The organism is Nocardia sp. IBHARD005, from assembly GCF_052814245.1.
In genome coordinates this window covers 5730306-5746984 of the sequence record NZ_CP199935.1, presented here as the reverse complement: position 1 = coordinate 5746984, position 16679 = coordinate 5730306, and the positions used below count along the sequence as shown (strand labels likewise).

Here is a 16679-nt window from a genome sequence, read left to right as displayed (position 1 = left end):
GTAACGCTGCGGCGGCAACAATACTGACGGGAATTCCGTCGCTGAAACCGGTGTTCCATAGAGGCGGTTGTGGCCGATCTGTGCGACCGTTGAGCCCTCATGAAGGAGGATGTGTGAGCGACACTCGTAAGGCGATTCTGGCCGGTGGATGCTTCTGGGGCATGCAGGATCTGATCCGTCGCAGGCCCGGCGTGCTGGCCACCAGGGTCGGCTACACCGGCGGGACCAACGACAATCCCACCTACCGCAATCATCCGGGCCACGCCGAGGCCGTCGAGATCGAATACGACCCGGCGCAGACCGATTACCGCGCGTTGCTCGAGTTCCTGTTCCAGATCCACGATCCGACCACCAAGGATCGCCAGGGCAACGATCTCGGTGACAGTTACCGTTCCGCGATCTTCTATCTCGACGACGATCAGCGCCGTATCGCGCTCGATACCATCGCCGATGTCGACGCCTCGGGGCTGTGGCCGGGCAAGGTCGTCACCGAGGTGACCCCGGCGAGCACGTTCTGGGACGCCGAGCCCGAGCACCAGGACTACCTGATTCGCTACCCCGACGGCTACACCTGCCATTTTCCGCGCCCCGGCTGGAAACTCCCGAAGCGCGAGAACACCGGCAAGTAGCGTTTTCCATATGTCATGATCGGCTGTGTCGGCGTGACCGTGACGTCGGATCGGAGTACTCATATGAGCGGCATCGGCCGTCTCGAACGATGAGGGGAAGCGATTCGGATGACATATGGACAGCAGCAACCCGGTTATCCCCCGGCAGGACCGACGCTCGGTGTCGGTGACGCCATCGGATACGGCTGGACGAAATTCAAAGACAACGCGCTCGTGTGGATCGGGATGGTGGTCATCGCCTTCCTGATCCAGGCGGTGATCAGCTTCCTGTTCGGGCTCGGAAACACCGGCGACACCGATTCCGACGGCGGTGTCAGTTTCGGGTTCGGGCTCTGGCAGATTCTCGGCACCATCGTGAGCACCGTGATCGGATATCTGATCTCGGCGGCGTTCGTGCGTGGCGCGCTGCACGAAACCGATGGGAACAAGCCCGGATTCGGGTCGTTCTTCAAGTTCACCAATGTGGGTGCGGTGATCGTGGCCGGCCTGCTGGTCGGTCTGGCGACCGGTATCGGCCTGCTGCTGTGCATTATTCCGGGCCTGGTCGTCGCATTCTTCACCTGGTGGACAATGCAGTTCGTGATCGACCGCGACCAAGACGGTGTCACCGCGATCAAGTCGAGTTTCTCGGCGATCTCGAGTAACGCGGGAACGTTGCTGCTGCTGGCACTGGCGCTGTTCGGTATCAATATCGTCGGTGCGCTGCTCTGCGGCCTCGGCCTGCTCGTCACCGTCCCGTTGACGATCATCGCCTCGACCTATGCGTACCGGGTCGTCACCGGTGGGCCGGTCGCTGGTGCGCCGACCACTCCTGAGCCGGGCTACCCGCAGCAGTACGGTGGGCCCGCGGGCGGATTCGGTGGGCAGCCGGGGTACGGCGGTCCGGAAGGCGGGCAGGGTTTCGGCCCCGGGTACGGCGATCCTCGAGGTGGACAGGGTTACGGCGGGCCGGGTTACGGCGGCCCCGCTGGTGGGCCGGGTTACGGCGGCCCCGCTGGTGGGCCCGGTTACGGTGGTCCGGGCGCTGGTGGTCCGGGTTCCGGTGGTCCCGGGTACCCCGACGGTCCTGATCTGGGCAAGCCCGGTGATCAGGGCTGGGGACCCGAAGGCAACCGCTGAGGGGTTGATCGGCGAGGGGCGTGCGATGTCGTTCATCGCACGCCCCTCGTGCTGTTCACTCGCAGCCGATGCCGTCCCCGTCGCGGTCGAGGCCGTAGTCATCGGGGCCGATCACCTTCACCCGGCCCGTGTAGACGGGGCCGTTGCCGTTGCCACCCTCGCAATCGACATCGCTGACGATGGGCAGGCACGGGGTGTAGGAGTCGTGGCAGTTCGAGGGCTGCGCTGCTGCCACGGTCGGTGTGGCGATCGCGAACGCGAAGGCCGCGATGGCGGCGGAACCCAGGGTTACGGCGAATTTCATTGTGCTCCATTCAACTGTCTAGCGGCGCACAGTGTTTCACGGGTAGGTGATTTGTCGGAAATTTGCTTGTCGGTACCTGTCGGTAGCATCGGGGGATGTCGAACGAGGGGGAATGATGCGGGGGAAATGGCGGGCGTGGTCGTGGTGGGTGCGTGGTGCGGTGATCGCGCTCGTGCTGGTTGTCGTGGTGTCCTTACCGGTGGCGGGGGTGGTGACGGCCCTGCTGGTGTACAACATCGGCGATCAGTCCGAACAGGCGCGGACCCGAGGCAAAGACGCGGTCTGGCTGGGGCATGCCTGGGTGGACGGGCGCAAGACCGATGCCGATATCGACGGGCTCGTGAAGTTGCTGGCAGGTACCGGAGTCCGGGATCTGTATGTGCACACGGGGCCGTTGGAGCACGACGGGAGTCTGCGCGACGAGCTGGCGCCGCGGGCGCAATGGTTCGTCGATGCGGTGCACGCGCGATTACCGGGGATTCGGGTGCAGTCGTGGCTGGGTGACGTCGTCCAGCCCGAATTCGATGGGCTGGACGTGGAATCGGCGGCCTCGCGCGAGCGAGTAGTGGCATCGGCACGGCGGGTGCTCGCCTACGGATTCGACGGCGTGCACTACGACCTCGAACCCGTTCGGTCGGGGTCGCCGGGGTTTCTCGCGTTACTCGACGCGACGCGGGCCGTGACCTCGGCGGCGCGCGTTCGGCTGTCGGTGTCGGCACCGGTGATCGATCCGCTGCCGGGTTTGCATTCGGTGGGGCTGGCGGTCGCCGATCACGGAAAATGGTGGAGCCAGGCTTATTTCGCTGAGGTGGCGCGTCGATCCGATCAGGTGGCGGTGATGTCCTATGACACGGCGATGCCTACGCGGGCGCTGTACAGCGGGTACGTGGCGCAGCAGACTCACCTGGCCGCCGAGGTGACCCCCGACGGTGTCGACCTGCTGATGGGCGCCCCCGCGTTCTGGGCCGACGACCCGGGTCATCACGGAGCCGCCGAGACCGTTGCCGCGGCGGTGCGGGGAATTCGCCTCGGCCTGACCCGGACCGACGTGAGCCGAACGAACTTCGGCGTGGCGATGTACGTGGATTTCGCTGCCACACCGCAGGATTGGGCCGACTATCGAAGAGAGTGGTGTCGGATGGCCGACTGAATTTCCGATCGCGCCGAGCTACCGGATCGGGCTGGGCCGCAGCCGCCTGGTCGTCGCGCGCCGAACTATTCCGTGGGAGAGGAGCTGATGGCGGGCGCGCAGATCTCGGTCAACCATGGGTGGTCGGGGTGGAGCTGGGTCAGCCACGAGTTCAGGCGGGCGAGCCGGTGCTCCGGGAGCAGTGGGACGACGCGGTGGAAGTCGCTGTCGTCCTTGGGCCGGTTGGCTTTTGCCTTGAACAGCAGCACGACCTCGGGAATCAGATACGGAATCCCAGTGGTCGTGGTGCGGATGAGTTCGGTGTACGGGAGGGTGATGGCTGGGTCGCGGCGGCAGATCCAGGTCTCGCCGTCGTGCGGCTCGCGGAACACGTCGAGGTGGAACGCGCCGGTGAAAGGGTCACGGAGCCAAGTTTGGTGGAGGTCGGGGCGGGTTGCGGCCGAGGAATAGGGCCAGAGCCTGCCCTCGCCCACGATGTCCCACTCGTACTCGGGGAACGCGGCGGCGATCTGCGGGAAATCCGTTCGGGGAACGGTGATTTCGATGTCGTCATGGGCTCGGGAGATGGCGCCGGCGAACAGGTCGAGGGCCCAGCCGCCCGCGACGGCCCACGGTGCGGGACAGGTCGCGAGGCGGGCGGCGACCACGCTCGGGGTCCACGGGTCCCAGCGACGGTCGGCTTCGGTTGCGGTGATCGGACGTCCACCGTCCGGCGAGCTCATCTCTCCATCCTCGGCACCGGTGGCTCGGGGCGCAAGGTTGTTGTGGGCGATGGTGATCGAGACGAGACGGGTTTGTGAGGAAGTCAGCGGCGGCGATCGGTGAGCCAGGCCAGTGGCCTGCGGTGGTGGGGGCGTGGCCGGCTTTCCCAGCGGGGGTTGTCCTCGTCGCGGCGGTAGACCGGGATGCGGCCTGCTATGGCGAAGCGGAAAGTGGTTGCGATGCCGACTACTTCGCCGTCGGCGGCTACGGCGACGGGGGTTTTCGAGGTGACGGTGAGTGCGTGCATCTGGCGTTCGCCGTAGACGCGGCTGTGGCCGATGGCGGCGAGCATCAGGGCGATGACGGCGCGGGTGCGGGAGAAGCGGACGTCGGCGCGTAGCCAGCGGACGTCGAGGAGGCCCTCGTCGAGGTGGGAGCGGAAGGCGGGCACAGCGCCGTGCGGGTGGTAGGGGCCGTTGCCGATGAACAGGAACCACATGTCGTGCCAGCGGTCGTCGAGCCGGATGTGGATCGGTTCCGCGCGGTGCAGGGTGACGACGAGGGCCGCGGCGAAGGCGGGCCACTTGCCCCAGCGGTCTTCCCACTTCTCGCGCAGGCGTACCAGCTCAGGGTAGGCGCCGATGCTCGCGGTGTTGATCCAGTGGTGGGTGTGCGGGCCGTCGGAGGTGTCGAATTCGACTGCGGCGATGTCGACTTCGACAGCCTCGCCGGTGCCGGTGGCGTCGGCTACCTCGCGCAGGTCGTAGACGCCGAGGTCGCGGGCGAAGTGATTCAGGGTGCCCGCGGGGATGACGACCAGCGGCAGGTTGTTGCGGACCGCGACGGCGGCTGCCGCGGCGATGGTGCCGTCGCCGCCCGCGGCGCCGACCGCGAGAACCGAGGTGCGGCCATTTGCCGGGCGGGCCGCGATGTCGTCGGTCGGGAGGTCTGAGGCGTCGTCGCCGATCGCCCCGCCGGCAGCGACCGCCCCGCCGGCAGCGGCGTCGTCGCCGATTGCCCCGCCGGCAGCGGCGTCGACGGCTTCCTGTAGCAGTTCGACGGCGTCACGGCCGGGCTCGGTGCGCACCAGCGTCGCCGCTGGCAGTGCCTCGGCGATGTCGTCGGTGGGGTCGTAGCTGGAGTCACCCGAGCGCGGATTCACCAGCAGCAACAGACCTTTGCCATCGGCGAGGATCGGGGCGTCGTGCACGACGTGCGCGTCGGCCTCATCGGATTCGCGGATCGGCCACCAGCGGCGGGTAGTGAGCGCCACCGCGGTGCCGACGCTCGCGCCGACCAGCACGTCGGACGGCCAGTGCGCGCCGGTGTGGATGCGTGAATAGGCAACAGCGGCGGCCACCGGCGCCACGGCGAGCGCGGTGCGCGGACTCTCCAGGGCGACGGCGGTGGCGAAGGCCGCGGCATTGGCGCTGTGGCCGGACGGGAAGGACGACGACACCGGCGCGGCGACCAGCCTGCGGCCGAGCGGCATCAGTTCGGCCGGCGGCCGCCGGCGCGGGATCAGCGTCTTGAGCACGAGGTTCACGACGAAGCTGCTGCCACCCAGCGCGATGACGCCGCGCAGGGCGGCCCGTCGTGGCGGACCCGGCTTCACCGCGAGCGCCGCTGCGACGGCCAGCCACAGGCCGCCGGTGTTGGCCGATCTGGTCAACCGCAGCATGCCGCGATCGGCTGCCGATTCCGGTATGCGGGACACCGCTCGGCTCATCGTGTCGTCCATCCGGGCGACATGGCCGAACCGGGCGCGGGGCAAATCACTCACAGACAGAACCCTACCGCCGTTGAGCGTCACTATCTTTCGACGCGGACAGCGTGAGCCATGCACCCCTCGACGGCGGGGTGGCGTGGTCCATGTCGACAGGCCATACTGTCGCACCGGGATCGAGGGCGGGTTGCAGTCCGCGGTGGCGAGCAGCGCGGGGGCAGGATGCGGCAGCGACGCCGCCCGATAAACTCGGCCCATGACCGACACCGCGCTGCTCGAGGGCCCCATCCACGCTGTTCATGTCGAGCTCGGAGCCACCTTCGCGCCGTTCGGCGGGTGGGAGATGCCCGTGCAGTACGGCGGCACGGTCGGCGAGCACACCGCGGTCCGCACCACGGTCGGGCTGTTCGATGTGAGCCACCTCGGCAAGGCGACGGTCGCGGGGCCGGGTGCCGCGGCGTTCGTGAACTCGGCGCTGACCAACGACCTGAGCCGGATCCGGCCGGGAAAGGCGCAGTACACGCTGTGCTGTGCCGAAGACGGCGGCGTGATCGACGACCTGATCGCCTACTACGTCAGCGACGACGAGGTGTTCCTCGTGCCGAACGCGGCGAACACGGCAGCGGTGGTCGCGCAGCTGCGGACGGTGGCGCCGGCGGGGATCACCGTGACCGACCAGCATCGCGACTACGCGGTGTTCGCGGTGCAGGGACCCAAGGCCACCGAGGTGCTGGCCGCCCTCGGCCTGCCCACCGAGATGGAGTACATGGCCTACGCCGACGCCGAGTGGGAGGGCAGGCCGGTGCGGGTGTGCCGGACCGGCTACACCGGCGAGCACGGCTTCGAGCTGCTGCCGAAGTGGGCCGACGCGGAGCCGGTGTTCCGCGCCCTGATCGCCCGGGTCGAGGCGGCCGGTGGCCAGGCGGCCGGGCTCGGCGCGCGCGACACACTGCGCACCGAGATGGGCTACCCGCTGCACGGGCACGAACTGTCCCTCGACATCAGCCCGAACCAGGCCCGCACCGGCTGGGCCGTCGGCTGGAAGAAGCCGGAATTCTGGGGCAAGGCCGCGCTGGAGCAGGAGAAGGCCGACGGCCCGCGCCGCACGCTGATGGGGCTCAAAGCGCTCGATCGCGGCGTGCTGCGGCAGGGCCAGACCGTGCTGCGCGATGGCGAGCCGGTGGGCGAGACCACCTCGGGGACGTTCTCACCGTCGCTGAAGGTCGGCATCGCGCTGGCACTGCTCGACACCGACGCGAAGCTGGAACCCGGCGACGAGGTGGAGGTCGACGTGCGCGGACGCAAGCTGCGCGCGACGGTCGTCAAGCCGCCGTTCGTCGACACCAAGACGAAGTAACTCCTCCGTAGTGGGGGCGAGACAGCACCGAATCGGCCCGGATAGGATCGCATCATGACAGTCGCCGCACAGTTCACCCGTATTCCGCACCCCGCGCCCACTCCGGCGCAGCAGCGGGAAGAGGTACTGGCGGCCCCCGGTTTCGGACGGTTCTTCACCGATCACATGGTGTCGATCGACTACGCCGACGGCCAGTGGGGCAATGCGCGCGTCGAACCGTACGGCCCGCTCTCGATGGACCCGGCGACGATGGTGTTCCACTACGGGCAGGCGATCTTCGAAGGGCTCAAGGCCTACCGTCAGCCCGACGGCGAGATCGCGACGTTCCGCATCGATGCCAACGCCGCGCGGTTCCGCCGCTCGGCCGCGCGCATGGCGATGGCGGAGCTGCCCGAGGAGCTGTTCGTCGAATCCGTGCGCCAGCTCCTCGACGTCGACGCCGACTGGGTGCCCGCCGCCGGTGGCGAGGATTCGCTGTACCTGCGGCCGTTCATGTTCTCCACCGAGGCGGGCCTCGGCGTGAAGCCCGCTTCGGCGTACAAGTACTTGCTGCTCGCGTCGCCCGCCGGTGCCTACTTCCCGCGCGGTGTGAAGCCCGTGCGGGTGTGGCTGTCGACCGAATACGTGCGCGCGGCACCCGGCGGCACCGGTGAGGCGAAGGTGGCGGGCAACTACGCCGCGTCGCTGCTCGCGCAAGCCCAGGCCACCGACGAGGGCTGTGACCAGGTGGTCTGGCTGGATGCCTGCGAGCGTCGCTACGTCGAGGAGATGGGCACCAACAACCTGTTCTTCGTGTTCGGCACCGGCTCCGAGGCACGACTGGTGACCCCCGAACTGTCCGGTTCGCTGCTGCCCGGTATCACCCGTGACTCGCTGCTCACCCTGGCCGCCGACTCCGGCTACCAGGTGCAGGAGCGCAAGATCTCGGTGGAGGAATGGCGCAAGGGCGCCGAATCCGGTGAGATCAGTGAGGTTTTCGCGTGCGGGACGGCCGCGGTGATCACGCCGGTCGGGTGGGTGAAGTCGGCTGAGGGCGAATTCGCCATCGGCGGTGGGGAGCCCGGTGAGGTGACGATGGCGCTGCGCGACACGTTGACCGGAATTCAGCGCGGTACGTTCGCTGATACGCACGGGTGGATGCGGACGCTGTAGTCGGAGCGCTTCTCGGGCTGGTCGGGGACCGGGGTTCGGTAGTCCCAGACGGTTTGAGGCTGTGTTTGTTGGCGCGCTGGCGCGCGCGTGTCCGCGGCCCTGAGGGGCCGCCGGTTAGCGCTCGAGACTAGAGCCTTCGGCTCTGCGCTTTCGAGCGCTAACCGGCGGCCCGGCCGCGGACCGGCCACTTCGTGGCCGTCCCTCCCTAAGGGCAATGCCGCGCAGTTAGGGCCTGTAATTAATTAACCCGAAATTACTCGGATTCGGTTGTGGTGTCGTGGTATTGGATGACCGATTGGGCGTCGGCGAGGGTGATTCCTGTCGGCCCGGTGGTGTGTGCGGCCAGGTCGAGCAGAGGTCGGGTCTGCTGGATCGTTGTGTGGATGGATTGCTGGGTGACGTCGAACAGCACGGCCAGGGCTCGTTGGCGTGTGGCGAACCGCAGGTGAAGTAGGGTGATGGCGACACGATCCTCGAGAGTGAGGACGGATTTGCGGCCGGTTCCGGGCGCGGCCTGGCGGGTGCCTCCGCGTCGCTGATGCAAGTGGAGTTCGCGTTGGGCGTGACGGGTCACGGTCAGTTTGTTGATGAGCGCGTCCCACTGCGGGGGAGTCAGTCCGGTCAGTGCTGGGGTGCGCAGCCAGGCGGTGTCGGGTCGAGTCGGTTGGGGTGCGCTGTCGCCATCAGCCATGATGAGGCGGACGGGTTCGGGGCCGATGGTGTAGTTCCAGTCGCCGTGCCAGTCGTGGCGGGTGATCGACACGGCGGCGAACTGGTCGTCGGTGATCTTCACACCCTTCGGGTACTCGCCCTGGTCGAGTTCGGCGTGAACCCGTAACCCGGTGCGGGTGGTGGTGGCCGCGATCGAGTTGACGACGACCTCGTGGCTCGTTAGTGGTTGTCCCCGCCAGTTCATCGAGATGTGTGAGAACAACCGGTGTTCGATTGTGTTCCATTTGGAGGTGCCGGGCGGGAAATGGCAGACCGTGACCTTCAGGCCGGTCTCGGCCGCGAACCGGGCGAGTTCGGTTTTCCAGGCCCTGGTGCGATAACCGTTGGAGCCCCCGGCGTCGGCCGTGACCAGCAGTTCGGTAGCGCCGGGATAGGCGGCGGCACCGACACCGCGCCACCAGCGGCGCACCGACTCCACGGCGAACGCAGCGGTGTCGTGGTCGGTGCCGACATTGACCCATCCCGTGTTGTTGGTCATGTCATAGACCCCATAGGGCGAGACCTTGCCCGAGTCACCGGGAAAGTCGTGGTCGTTGACCTCGACCGGATGGCCCTTGCGGCGCATCGTCTCACCGGCGTTCTTGTACTGCCCGATCAATTCCTTCTTCTTGGTGTCCACGCTGATGACCGGCTGTCCCGCCGCTTGGCGGGCCTTGACCTGCTCGTTGATGTAACGGAACTGCGCGTCACGATCCGGGCTCTGCTTGCCCTCCAACGTCTTCGCGTTGGCCTGCAAACTGAAACCCAACGCCCGCAACAGATTCCCCACCAAATCTGCCGCCGCCGGATGCCCGCGGGCCGTCAACTCGTCGGCAAGGTTGCGGGTCGACCGGATCGTCCACCGCAACGGCGACATCGGATCCCCCCGCATATCGGGCTCCACCAACTCCAACAACGCCGCGACCAACCCCTCGTCAACCACCGTCGCGGGCTTGCGGCCGCCCCCGACCCGACGAGCCCGCTCCAACGGAGCCTCCCCGGACTCCAACTCCTTCGCCCCCAGCGATACCGTCGCCTCTCGTACCCCGGCCGCACTGGCGACCAACCGGCCCCCACCCCGCCCGAGCATCCGGGCATCCGCACCCAGAAGCAACCGGCGCTGCCGCTCATTCAGGTGCGGAAACAACACCTCATACTTGAACGCGAGGTCATCGACGGTCACCACGAAATCACCCATACCACAACATCTTTCAAAATCTCGGGATGTTACGGGTTGATTAATTACAGGCCCTTAGCGGATGGATAGACCTGTCAAGCGAGTTGCCCTGTCAGACTTGACCATTCACCAACTAGAACAGCGGAACCACTGGTAGAGAGGTTTTGTCCTCCAAGACAAACCACTCACCAGGAGTTCCGCTGCCTACTCAGTCTGCCATCAATCCTGTGTCCATGGTCGCGTCCGGGGCATTCGCGCCCGGACATGTGGGCGAGCTGACCCAGATCGTGCCCTTCGAGATGGTCGATGCCGCGTTGGAATCGACCACGACCGGCCCCACCCGAGTCCGCGAGCTGCCCTCCCGAGTCGTGGTCTATCTGCTGATCGCCGCAGCACTGTTCGCCGAGCTCGGATACACGCAGGTATGGGCGCGGATGGTCTCGGGTCTGGACGGGCTGACTGTCGCCAACCCAGGGTCCTCGGCGCTGGCTCAGGCCCGACGCCGAGTCGGGCCCACTCCGCTACGAGAGTTGTTCGGTCTACTCGCCGGTCCAGTCACGGGCGCGACACGCTGGCGGGGATTGCTGGTCTGCGCCATCGACGGCACCTCCATGTCGGTCCCCAACAGCGACCCCAACCGTGGCGCCTTCTACCGACTACACAGCGGCGATCTCGATTCGGGATATCTGATGATTCGATTGGTGACCGTGGTGGCGTGTGGCACCCGCACCGTGATCGATGCCGTGTTCGGTAGTTTCGGTGTCTCCGAGATCGCCTACGCCCCAAGACTTTTCGCCTCGTTACGCGAGGGCATGGTGGTGCTGGCCGACCGGAACTTCGCGGTCGCGGCGTTGATCGGGGCGATCGCGGAAACGAAAGCTGACCTGCTGATCCGTGGAAAAGCAGGACACACGATGCCCATGATCGAGCGGTTAAGCGATGGTTCATGGCTCAGCGTGAAAGGACCAGTCGTGGTGCGGGTCATCGACGCCGAGATCGTCGTGGATACCGGCGGAGCCGCCCGCACGGTGCGGTACCGGTTGCTGACCACTCTGACCGACTACCGCCGCTATCCAGCGATGGAGTTGGTGCGGCTTTACCACCAGCGGTGGGAGATCGAGACTGCCTACGCCGAACTCAAATCGAGCATGCTCGGTGGTCGGGTGCTACGCGCTCGGACTCCCGCCGGAGTCGAGCAGGAGGTCTATGCGTTGTTGATCGCCTATCAAGCGTTACGGATCGCTATCGCTGATGCCACTCTCACCGATCCCGGTGTCACACCGTTGCGGGGTAGTTTCGGTATCGCTGTCAATACCGCTCGTGACCAGCTCGTTCACGCGGCCGGTGTCGTGGCTGGAACGAGCATCGACCTCGTCGGCAAGATCGGCGCGGCGGTCTTGGCCGAGCTATTGCCGCCGCGACGATCACGCCAATGCCCGCGCGTGGTGAAACGGGCATTGTCCAAACACCGGGCTAAAGGCGCCCTCGATCGCACCAACTACTCGTCTGTCTCGATCTCGATCAGCTTGTGTGAGTTGACATCGACCATGGCGCCTTAAGGGCCTGTAATTAATCAACCCGTAACATCCCGAGATTTTGAAAGATGTTGTGGTATGGGTGATTTCGTGGTGACCGTCGATGACCTCGCGTTCAAGTATGAGGTGTTGTTTCCGCACCTGAATGAGCGGCAGCGCCGGTTGCTTCTGGGTGCGGATGCCCGGATGCTCGGGCGGGGTGGGGGCCGGTTGGTCGCCAGTGCGGCCGGGGTACGAGAGGCGACGGTATCGCTGGGGGCGAAGGAGTTGGAGTCCGGGGAGGCTCCGTTGGAGCGGGCTCGTCGGGTCGGGGGCGGCCGCAAGCCCGCGACGGTGGTTGACGAGGGGTTGGTCGCGGCGTTGTTGGAGTTGGTGGAGCCCGATATGCGGGGGGATCCGATGTCGCCGTTGCGGTGGACGATCCGGTCGACCCGCAACCTTGCCGACGAGTTGACGGCCCGCGGGCATCCGGCGGCGGCAGATTTGGTGGGGAATCTGTTGCGGGCGTTGGGTTTCAGTTTGCAGGCCAACGCGAAGACGTTGGAGGGCAAGCAGAGCCCGGATCGTGACGCGCAGTTCCGTTACATCAACGAGCAGGTCAAGGCCCGCCAAGCGGCGGGACAGCCGGTCATCAGCGTGGACACCAAGAAGAAGGAATTGATCGGGCAGTACAAGAACGCCGGTGAGACGATGCGCCGCAAGGGCCATCCGGTCGAGGTCAACGACCACGACTTTCCCGGTGACTCGGGCAAGGTCTCGCCCTATGGGGTCTATGACATGACCAACAACACGGGATGGGTCAATGTCGGCACCGACCACGACACCGCTGCGTTCGCCGTGGAGTCGGTGCGCCGCTGGTGGCGCGGTGTCGGTGCCGCCGCCTATCCCGGCGCTACCGAACTGCTGGTCACGGCCGACGCCGGGGGCTCCAACGGTTATCGCACCAGGGCCTGGAAAACCGAACTCGCCCGGTTCGCGGCCGAGACCGGCCTGAAGGTCACGGTCTGCCATTTCCCGCCCGGCACCTCCAAATGGAACACAATCGAACACCGGTTGTTCTCACACATCTCGATGAACTGGCGGGGACAACCACTAACGAGCCACGAGGTCGTCGTCAACTCGATCGCGGCCACCACCACCCGCACCGGGTTACGGGTTCACGCCGAACTCGACCAGGGCGAGTACCCGAAGGGTGTGAAGATCACCGACGACCAGTTCGCCGCCGTGTCGATCACCCGCCACGACTGGCACGGCGACTGGAACTACACCATCGGCCCCGAACCCGTCCGCCTCATCATGGCTGATGGCGACAGCGCACCCCAACCGACTCGACCCGACACCGCCTGGCTGCGCACCCCAGCACTGACCGGACTGACTCCCCCGCAGTGGGACGCGCTCATCAACAAACTGACCGTGACCCGTCACGCCCAACGCGAACTCCACTTGCATCAGCGACGCGGAGGCACCCGCCAGGCCGCGCCCGGAACCGGCCGCAAATCCGTCCTCACTCTCGAGGATCGTGTCGCCATCACCCTACTTCACCTGCGGTTCGCCACACGCCAACGAGCCCTGGCCGTGCTGTTCGACGTCACCCAGCAATCCATCCACACAACGATCCAGCAGACCCGACCTCTGCTCGACCTGGCCGCACACACCACCGGGCCGACAGGAATCACCCTCGCCGACGCCCAATCGGTCATCCAATACCACGACACCACAACCGAATCCGAGTAATTTCGGGTTAATTAATTACAGGCCCTAACTGCGCGGCATTGTCCCTAGGGGTCGGGAGTGCGGGGCTGGTAGTGCGGTCATGGCGGGCTCGGGGTGTGGGGTGTGGCTGGTAGTGCGGTCATGGCGGGCTCGGGGTGTGCGGTGTGGCTGGTAGTGCGGTCATGGCGGAATCAGGGTGTGGGGTGTGGGTGGGGGAGTGTGGTCGTTCACCTCGCTGATGCCCGAGGGGTGGTGGGGTTTGCGGCCCGCATAGAGTTGGGGGGTGCCTGGTTTTGCTGATGTTGCCGCTGGTCCGCACACCGTCGCGCGTGTGGCGGGTGAGGCGGGGTTCCCGTTCTCCGCTGTGGTGGGGCAGGAGCGGCTGCAGCTGGCGTTGATCTTGTCGGCCGTGCATCCCGGGATCGGGGGGGTGCTGGTGCGGGGTGAGAAGGGCACGGCGAAGTCGACCGTGGTGCGCGCGCTCGCGCAGTTGCTGCCGCCCGTGGTCGACGAGACCGGAGCTCGGCCGGCTCGGCTGGTGGAGTTGCCGGTCGGTGCCACCGAGGACCGGGTCGTCGGCTCGCTGGATCTCGAGCGGGTGCTGCGCGACGGGGAACAGGCGTTCCGTCCGGGGTTGCTGGCCGCGGCCCACCACGGCGTGCTCTACGTGGACGAAGTGAATCTGCTGCACGACCATCTGGTGGACGTGCTGCTCGACGCGGCGGCGATGGGGCGGGTGCACGTCGAGCGTGACGGTGTCTCGCACTCGCATCCGGCGCGATTTGTTCTGGTCGGGACGATGAACCCCGAAGAAGGGGAGTTGCGGCCGCAGTTGCTCGACCGGTTCGGGCTCACCGTCGACGTGGCGGCCTCGCGCGAGGTCGACGTGCGGATGGCGGTGGTGCGCCGTCGCCTCGACTACGAGGCCGACCCCACCGCGTTCGCCGCCCGCTATGTCGACGCCGATCAGGTTGTGGCCGAACGCATTCTGACCGCGCGCGACCGGTTGCCCCGGGTCGCGCTCGACAACTCGGAGCTGCGCCGGATCGCGGCGCTGTGCGCGTCCTTCGATGTCGACGGGATGCGCGCCGACCTCGTGGTCGCCAGGACCGCGACCGCGCACGCGGCGTGGCGCGGACGGGATCGGGTCACCGAGGACGATGTGCGGATCGCCGCGGAACTCGCGCTGCCGCATCGTCGTCGGCGGGATCCGTTCGACGAGCCAGGGATCAGCGAGCAGCAGCTCGACGAAGCGATGGATGCCGCGGCCGCTGAGGTCGAGAAGGCTTCGGGGGATGAGGAATTCGACGGTCCGCGTGGATCGGGCGAGCAGGGGAACGGTCGTCGGGACGAGGACGAACTCCAGGCCGACGGCAGTGATTCGGGCCGCCCGGATGGGGTGGACCCCAGTGATCCGGGCGATGAGAGGTCGCGGGGCAGCGGCGGCGATGGTGGCGGACCGGATGGCGAAGGTCCGGACGACCAGGGGCCTGATGGTGGTCCCGACGACCACGGTCCCGGCGGCGGACCGGACGGCGGCGGACCGGACGGTGGTGGACCGAGTGGTGGTGGACCGAACCGTGCCGGTTCCGGCGGCGACCGGTCGGACGGTTCCAGTCCTGACGGCGCAGGCAACGGTTCGCGACCCGGACCCGAAAGGTTCTCGGGCACACCGACTTCGGCAGCGAAGCCCGCCCCACGCTGGGAAGTCCCCGGTATCGGCGAGGGTGCACCCGGCCGACGTTCGCGCGCCAGGACCAGAACCGGCCGCACCGTCCGCCCCGACGCGGACCCGTCCACGGGCTTGCACCTGCTCGGCACGGTCTTCGCGGCCGCACCGAAGCAGTTCGAGCGTGGCAGGTTCAGTGGTCCGCTCGCCCTGGAAACCGAAGATCTGCGCGGCGCGTATCGCGAAGGCCGAGAAGGCAATCTGGTCGTTTTCGTGGTCGACGCGTCCGGCTCGATGGCCGCCCGCGACCGCCTCACCGCCGTGACCGGCGCCATCGTCACCCTGCTGCGCGACGCCTACCAGCGCCGCGACAAGGTGGCCGTGATCAGTGTCCGCGGCAGTGAAGCAGACCTGGTCCTGCCGCCCACCTCTTCGGTCGACATCGCGGTGCGCCGCCTGGCCGGGATGCGCACCGGCGGCAAAACGCCACTCGCCGCGGGCCTGCTGAAGGCCCGCGAGGTGATCGCCCGCGAACACGTCCGCGACCCCCGTCGTCGCCCGATGCTGGTCTTGCTCACCGACGGCCGTGCCACCGGCGGCACCGACCCGCTGCCACGGGCTCGCACCGCCGCCAGGCTGCTCGCCGCGGAAGGCCACACCGCCATGGTGATCGACTGTGAGCGCGGCATGATCCGCCTCGGCCTCGCCGCCGAACTCGCCCATGACCTACGTGCCCGCTACCTGCGTTTGACCGAACTCACCGGCGACACGGTCGCCGATGTAGTCCGCGCCACCGGCCTGCCCGCCCGCGCGGCGTAGCGCTTCCCCGCCTCGTCCGCTGCGGGGGTCGAGCCCTGCGCGTGTCTCGGGCGCACCCTGATAGAAAGGGTCACGAACCGGCACGCGCGGTCGACCCCGGTGTTGGTTGCGGGCCCCGAGATCCGAGCGTGCGACAGATATAGACCGCGAGGTCGTGCAGAACGCGCACACCGCGTGCGTCGAGAAGAGGAGTTTCCGTGCCCAAAGGTGTTCCGGAGAGCGTCCCCGAGGACGGTCTGACCACCCGGCAGCGGCGTAATCAGCCGGTGCTCGCCGTGCACACCGGACCGGGTAAGGGCAAGTCCACCGCGGCGTTCGGGATGGCGTTGCGAGCCTGGAATCAGGGCTTCGACGTGGCGGTCTTCCAATTCGTGAAGAGCGCCAAGTGGAAGGTCGGCGAGGAAGCCGCCTTCCGGACCCTCGGCACCCTGCACGAGAAGACCGGCGTGGGTGGCGCGGTCGAGTGGCACAAGATGGGCGAAGGCTGGTCCTGGACCCGCAAGCACGGCACCGAAGAAGACCACGCGGCCGCCGCCCTGTCCGGCTGGCAGGAGATCTCCCGCCGCCTCGCCGCCGAACAGCATCGCTTCTACGTTCTCGACGAGTTCACCTACCCGCTCAAATGGGGCTGGGTCGACATCGACGAGGTCGTCGATACACTCACCCACCGCCCCGGCAACCAGCACGTGGTCATTACCGGCCGTGACGCGCCACCGGCCCTGATCGAGGCCGCCGACCTCGTCACCGAGATGACGAAGGTCAAGCACCCGATGGACGAGGGTCGTAAAGGTCAGCGCGGTATCGAATGGTGACGGTGCCGGCCGCCCGGACGATCGTGATCGCCGTCGCGCACTACGCCGTCGGTGCTACCGGTCGGTGCGAGACGGGCCGCGCGGCCGCCGCGTCGTCCATCCCG

13 protein-coding genes are annotated in these 16679 nt (G+C 67.2%); 9 read left to right on the top strand and 4 right to left on the bottom strand.

The window, feature by feature from the left end; all coding sequences use genetic code 11:
* Positions 1–113: 113 nt before the first annotated feature.
* Both msrA and ACTWPB_RS26970 read left to right on the top strand, forming a co-directional pair.
* Positions 114–629, top strand: coding sequence for a peptide-methionine (S)-S-oxide reductase MsrA (gene msrA, locus ACTWPB_RS26975; protein WP_446223293.1), 516 nt, complete (start codon positions 114–116; stop codon positions 627–629).
* A gap of 108 nt (positions 630–737) precedes the next feature.
* Positions 738–1748, top strand: a complete 1011-nt coding sequence (locus ACTWPB_RS26970; protein ID WP_446223292.1) for a hypothetical protein — start codon at positions 738–740, stop codon at positions 1746–1748.
* A gap of 55 nt (positions 1749–1803) precedes the next feature.
* Here the strand turns inward: ACTWPB_RS26970 and ACTWPB_RS26965 are convergent, their stop codons facing one another.
* Positions 1804–2052 (bottom strand): hypothetical protein, encoded by a 249-nt coding sequence (locus ACTWPB_RS26965; protein WP_446223291.1) that lies wholly within the window; start codon positions 2050–2052, stop codon positions 1804–1806.
* Between the two features lie 112 nt (positions 2053–2164).
* Between ACTWPB_RS26965 and ACTWPB_RS26960 the strand changes: the two genes are divergently transcribed.
* Complete coding sequence (locus ACTWPB_RS26960; protein ID WP_446223290.1) at positions 2165–3202, top strand: hypothetical protein; 1038 nt, start codon at positions 2165–2167, stop codon at positions 3200–3202.
* Between the two features lie 65 nt (positions 3203–3267).
* Here ACTWPB_RS26960 and ACTWPB_RS26955 read toward each other — a convergent pair whose 3' ends face one another.
* Positions 3268–3924 (bottom strand): nucleotidyltransferase domain-containing protein, encoded by a 657-nt coding sequence (locus ACTWPB_RS26955; RefSeq protein ID WP_446223289.1) that lies wholly within the window; start codon positions 3922–3924, stop codon positions 3268–3270.
* An 83-nt stretch (positions 3925–4007) separates the two neighbouring features.
* Entirely contained in the window at positions 4008–5687 is a 1680-nt protein-coding gene (locus ACTWPB_RS26950) for a bifunctional phosphatase PAP2/diacylglycerol kinase family protein (RefSeq protein WP_446223288.1), read from the bottom strand.
* A gap of 199 nt (positions 5688–5886) precedes the next feature.
* Between ACTWPB_RS26950 and gcvT the strand changes: the two genes are divergently transcribed.
* Both gcvT and ACTWPB_RS26940 read left to right on the top strand, forming a co-directional pair.
* Complete coding sequence (gene gcvT, locus ACTWPB_RS26945) at positions 5887–6987, top strand: glycine cleavage system aminomethyltransferase GcvT (RefSeq protein WP_446223287.1); 1101 nt, start codon at positions 5887–5889, stop codon at positions 6985–6987.
* A gap of 54 nt (positions 6988–7041) precedes the next feature.
* On the top strand, positions 7042–8139 hold the full coding sequence (locus ACTWPB_RS26940; RefSeq protein WP_446223286.1) for a branched-chain amino acid aminotransferase: 1098 nt from the start codon (positions 7042–7044) through the stop codon (positions 8137–8139).
* A gap of 253 nt (positions 8140–8392) precedes the next feature.
* Here the strand turns inward: ACTWPB_RS26940 and ACTWPB_RS26935 are convergent, their stop codons facing one another.
* Positions 8393–10048 carry an ISAzo13 family transposase gene (locus ACTWPB_RS26935; protein WP_446221582.1) on the bottom strand — a complete coding sequence of 552 codons (1656 nt, stop codon included), beginning with the start codon at positions 10046–10048 and terminating at the stop codon, positions 8393–8395.
* A 212-nt stretch (positions 10049–10260) separates the two neighbouring features.
* On the opposite strand from ACTWPB_RS26935, the gene ACTWPB_RS26930 reads away from it, so the two are divergent.
* From ACTWPB_RS26930 to cobO, 4 genes are all read left to right on the top strand, one after another.
* Positions 10261–11586: an IS4 family transposase gene (locus tag ACTWPB_RS26930; RefSeq protein ID WP_446223285.1), complete on the top strand. Its 1326-nt coding sequence runs from the start codon at positions 10261–10263 to the stop codon at positions 11584–11586.
* A gap of 54 nt (positions 11587–11640) precedes the next feature.
* Complete coding sequence (locus ACTWPB_RS26925) at positions 11641–13296, top strand: ISAzo13 family transposase (protein ID WP_446221582.1); 1656 nt, start codon at positions 11641–11643, stop codon at positions 13294–13296.
* A 310-nt stretch (positions 13297–13606) separates the two neighbouring features.
* Positions 13607–15763: a magnesium chelatase subunit D family protein gene (locus ACTWPB_RS26920; RefSeq protein ID WP_446226502.1), complete on the top strand. Its 2157-nt coding sequence runs from the start codon at positions 13607–13609 to the stop codon at positions 15761–15763.
* Between the two features lie 197 nt (positions 15764–15960).
* Positions 15961–16575: a cob(I)yrinic acid a,c-diamide adenosyltransferase gene (gene cobO, locus ACTWPB_RS26915; RefSeq protein WP_446223284.1), complete on the top strand. Its 615-nt coding sequence runs from the start codon at positions 15961–15963 to the stop codon at positions 16573–16575.
* The last annotated feature ends 104 nt before the right edge of the window (positions 16576–16679 follow it).

Excerpts from the sequence above, each read along its gene's own strand:
- ACTWPB_RS26970 (WP_446223292.1), top strand. The coding sequence starts at position 738 with ATGACATATGGACAGCAGCAACCCGGTTATCCCCCGGCAGGACCGACG.
- ACTWPB_RS26965 (WP_446223291.1), bottom strand. The coding sequence starts at position 2,052 with ATGAAATTCGCCGTAACCCTGGGTTCCGCCGCCATCGCGGCCTTCGCG.
- ACTWPB_RS26960 (WP_446223290.1), top strand. The coding sequence starts at position 2,165 with ATGATGCGGGGGAAATGGCGGGCGTGGTCGTGGTGGGTGCGTGGTGCG.
- ACTWPB_RS26955 (WP_446223289.1), bottom strand. The coding sequence starts at position 3,924 with ATGAGCTCGCCGGACGGTGGACGTCCGATCACCGCAACCGAAGCCGAC.
- gcvT (WP_446223287.1), top strand. The coding sequence starts at position 5,887 with ATGACCGACACCGCGCTGCTCGAGGGCCCCATCCACGCTGTTCATGTC.
- ACTWPB_RS26940 (WP_446223286.1), top strand. The coding sequence starts at position 7,042 with ATGACAGTCGCCGCACAGTTCACCCGTATTCCGCACCCCGCGCCCACT.
- ACTWPB_RS26935 (WP_446221582.1), bottom strand. The coding sequence starts at position 10,048 with ATGGGTGATTTCGTGGTGACCGTCGATGACCTCGCGTTCAAGTATGAG.
- ACTWPB_RS26930 (WP_446223285.1), top strand. The coding sequence starts at position 10,261 with ATGGTCGCGTCCGGGGCATTCGCGCCCGGACATGTGGGCGAGCTGACC.
- ACTWPB_RS26925 (WP_446221582.1), top strand. The coding sequence starts at position 11,641 with ATGGGTGATTTCGTGGTGACCGTCGATGACCTCGCGTTCAAGTATGAG.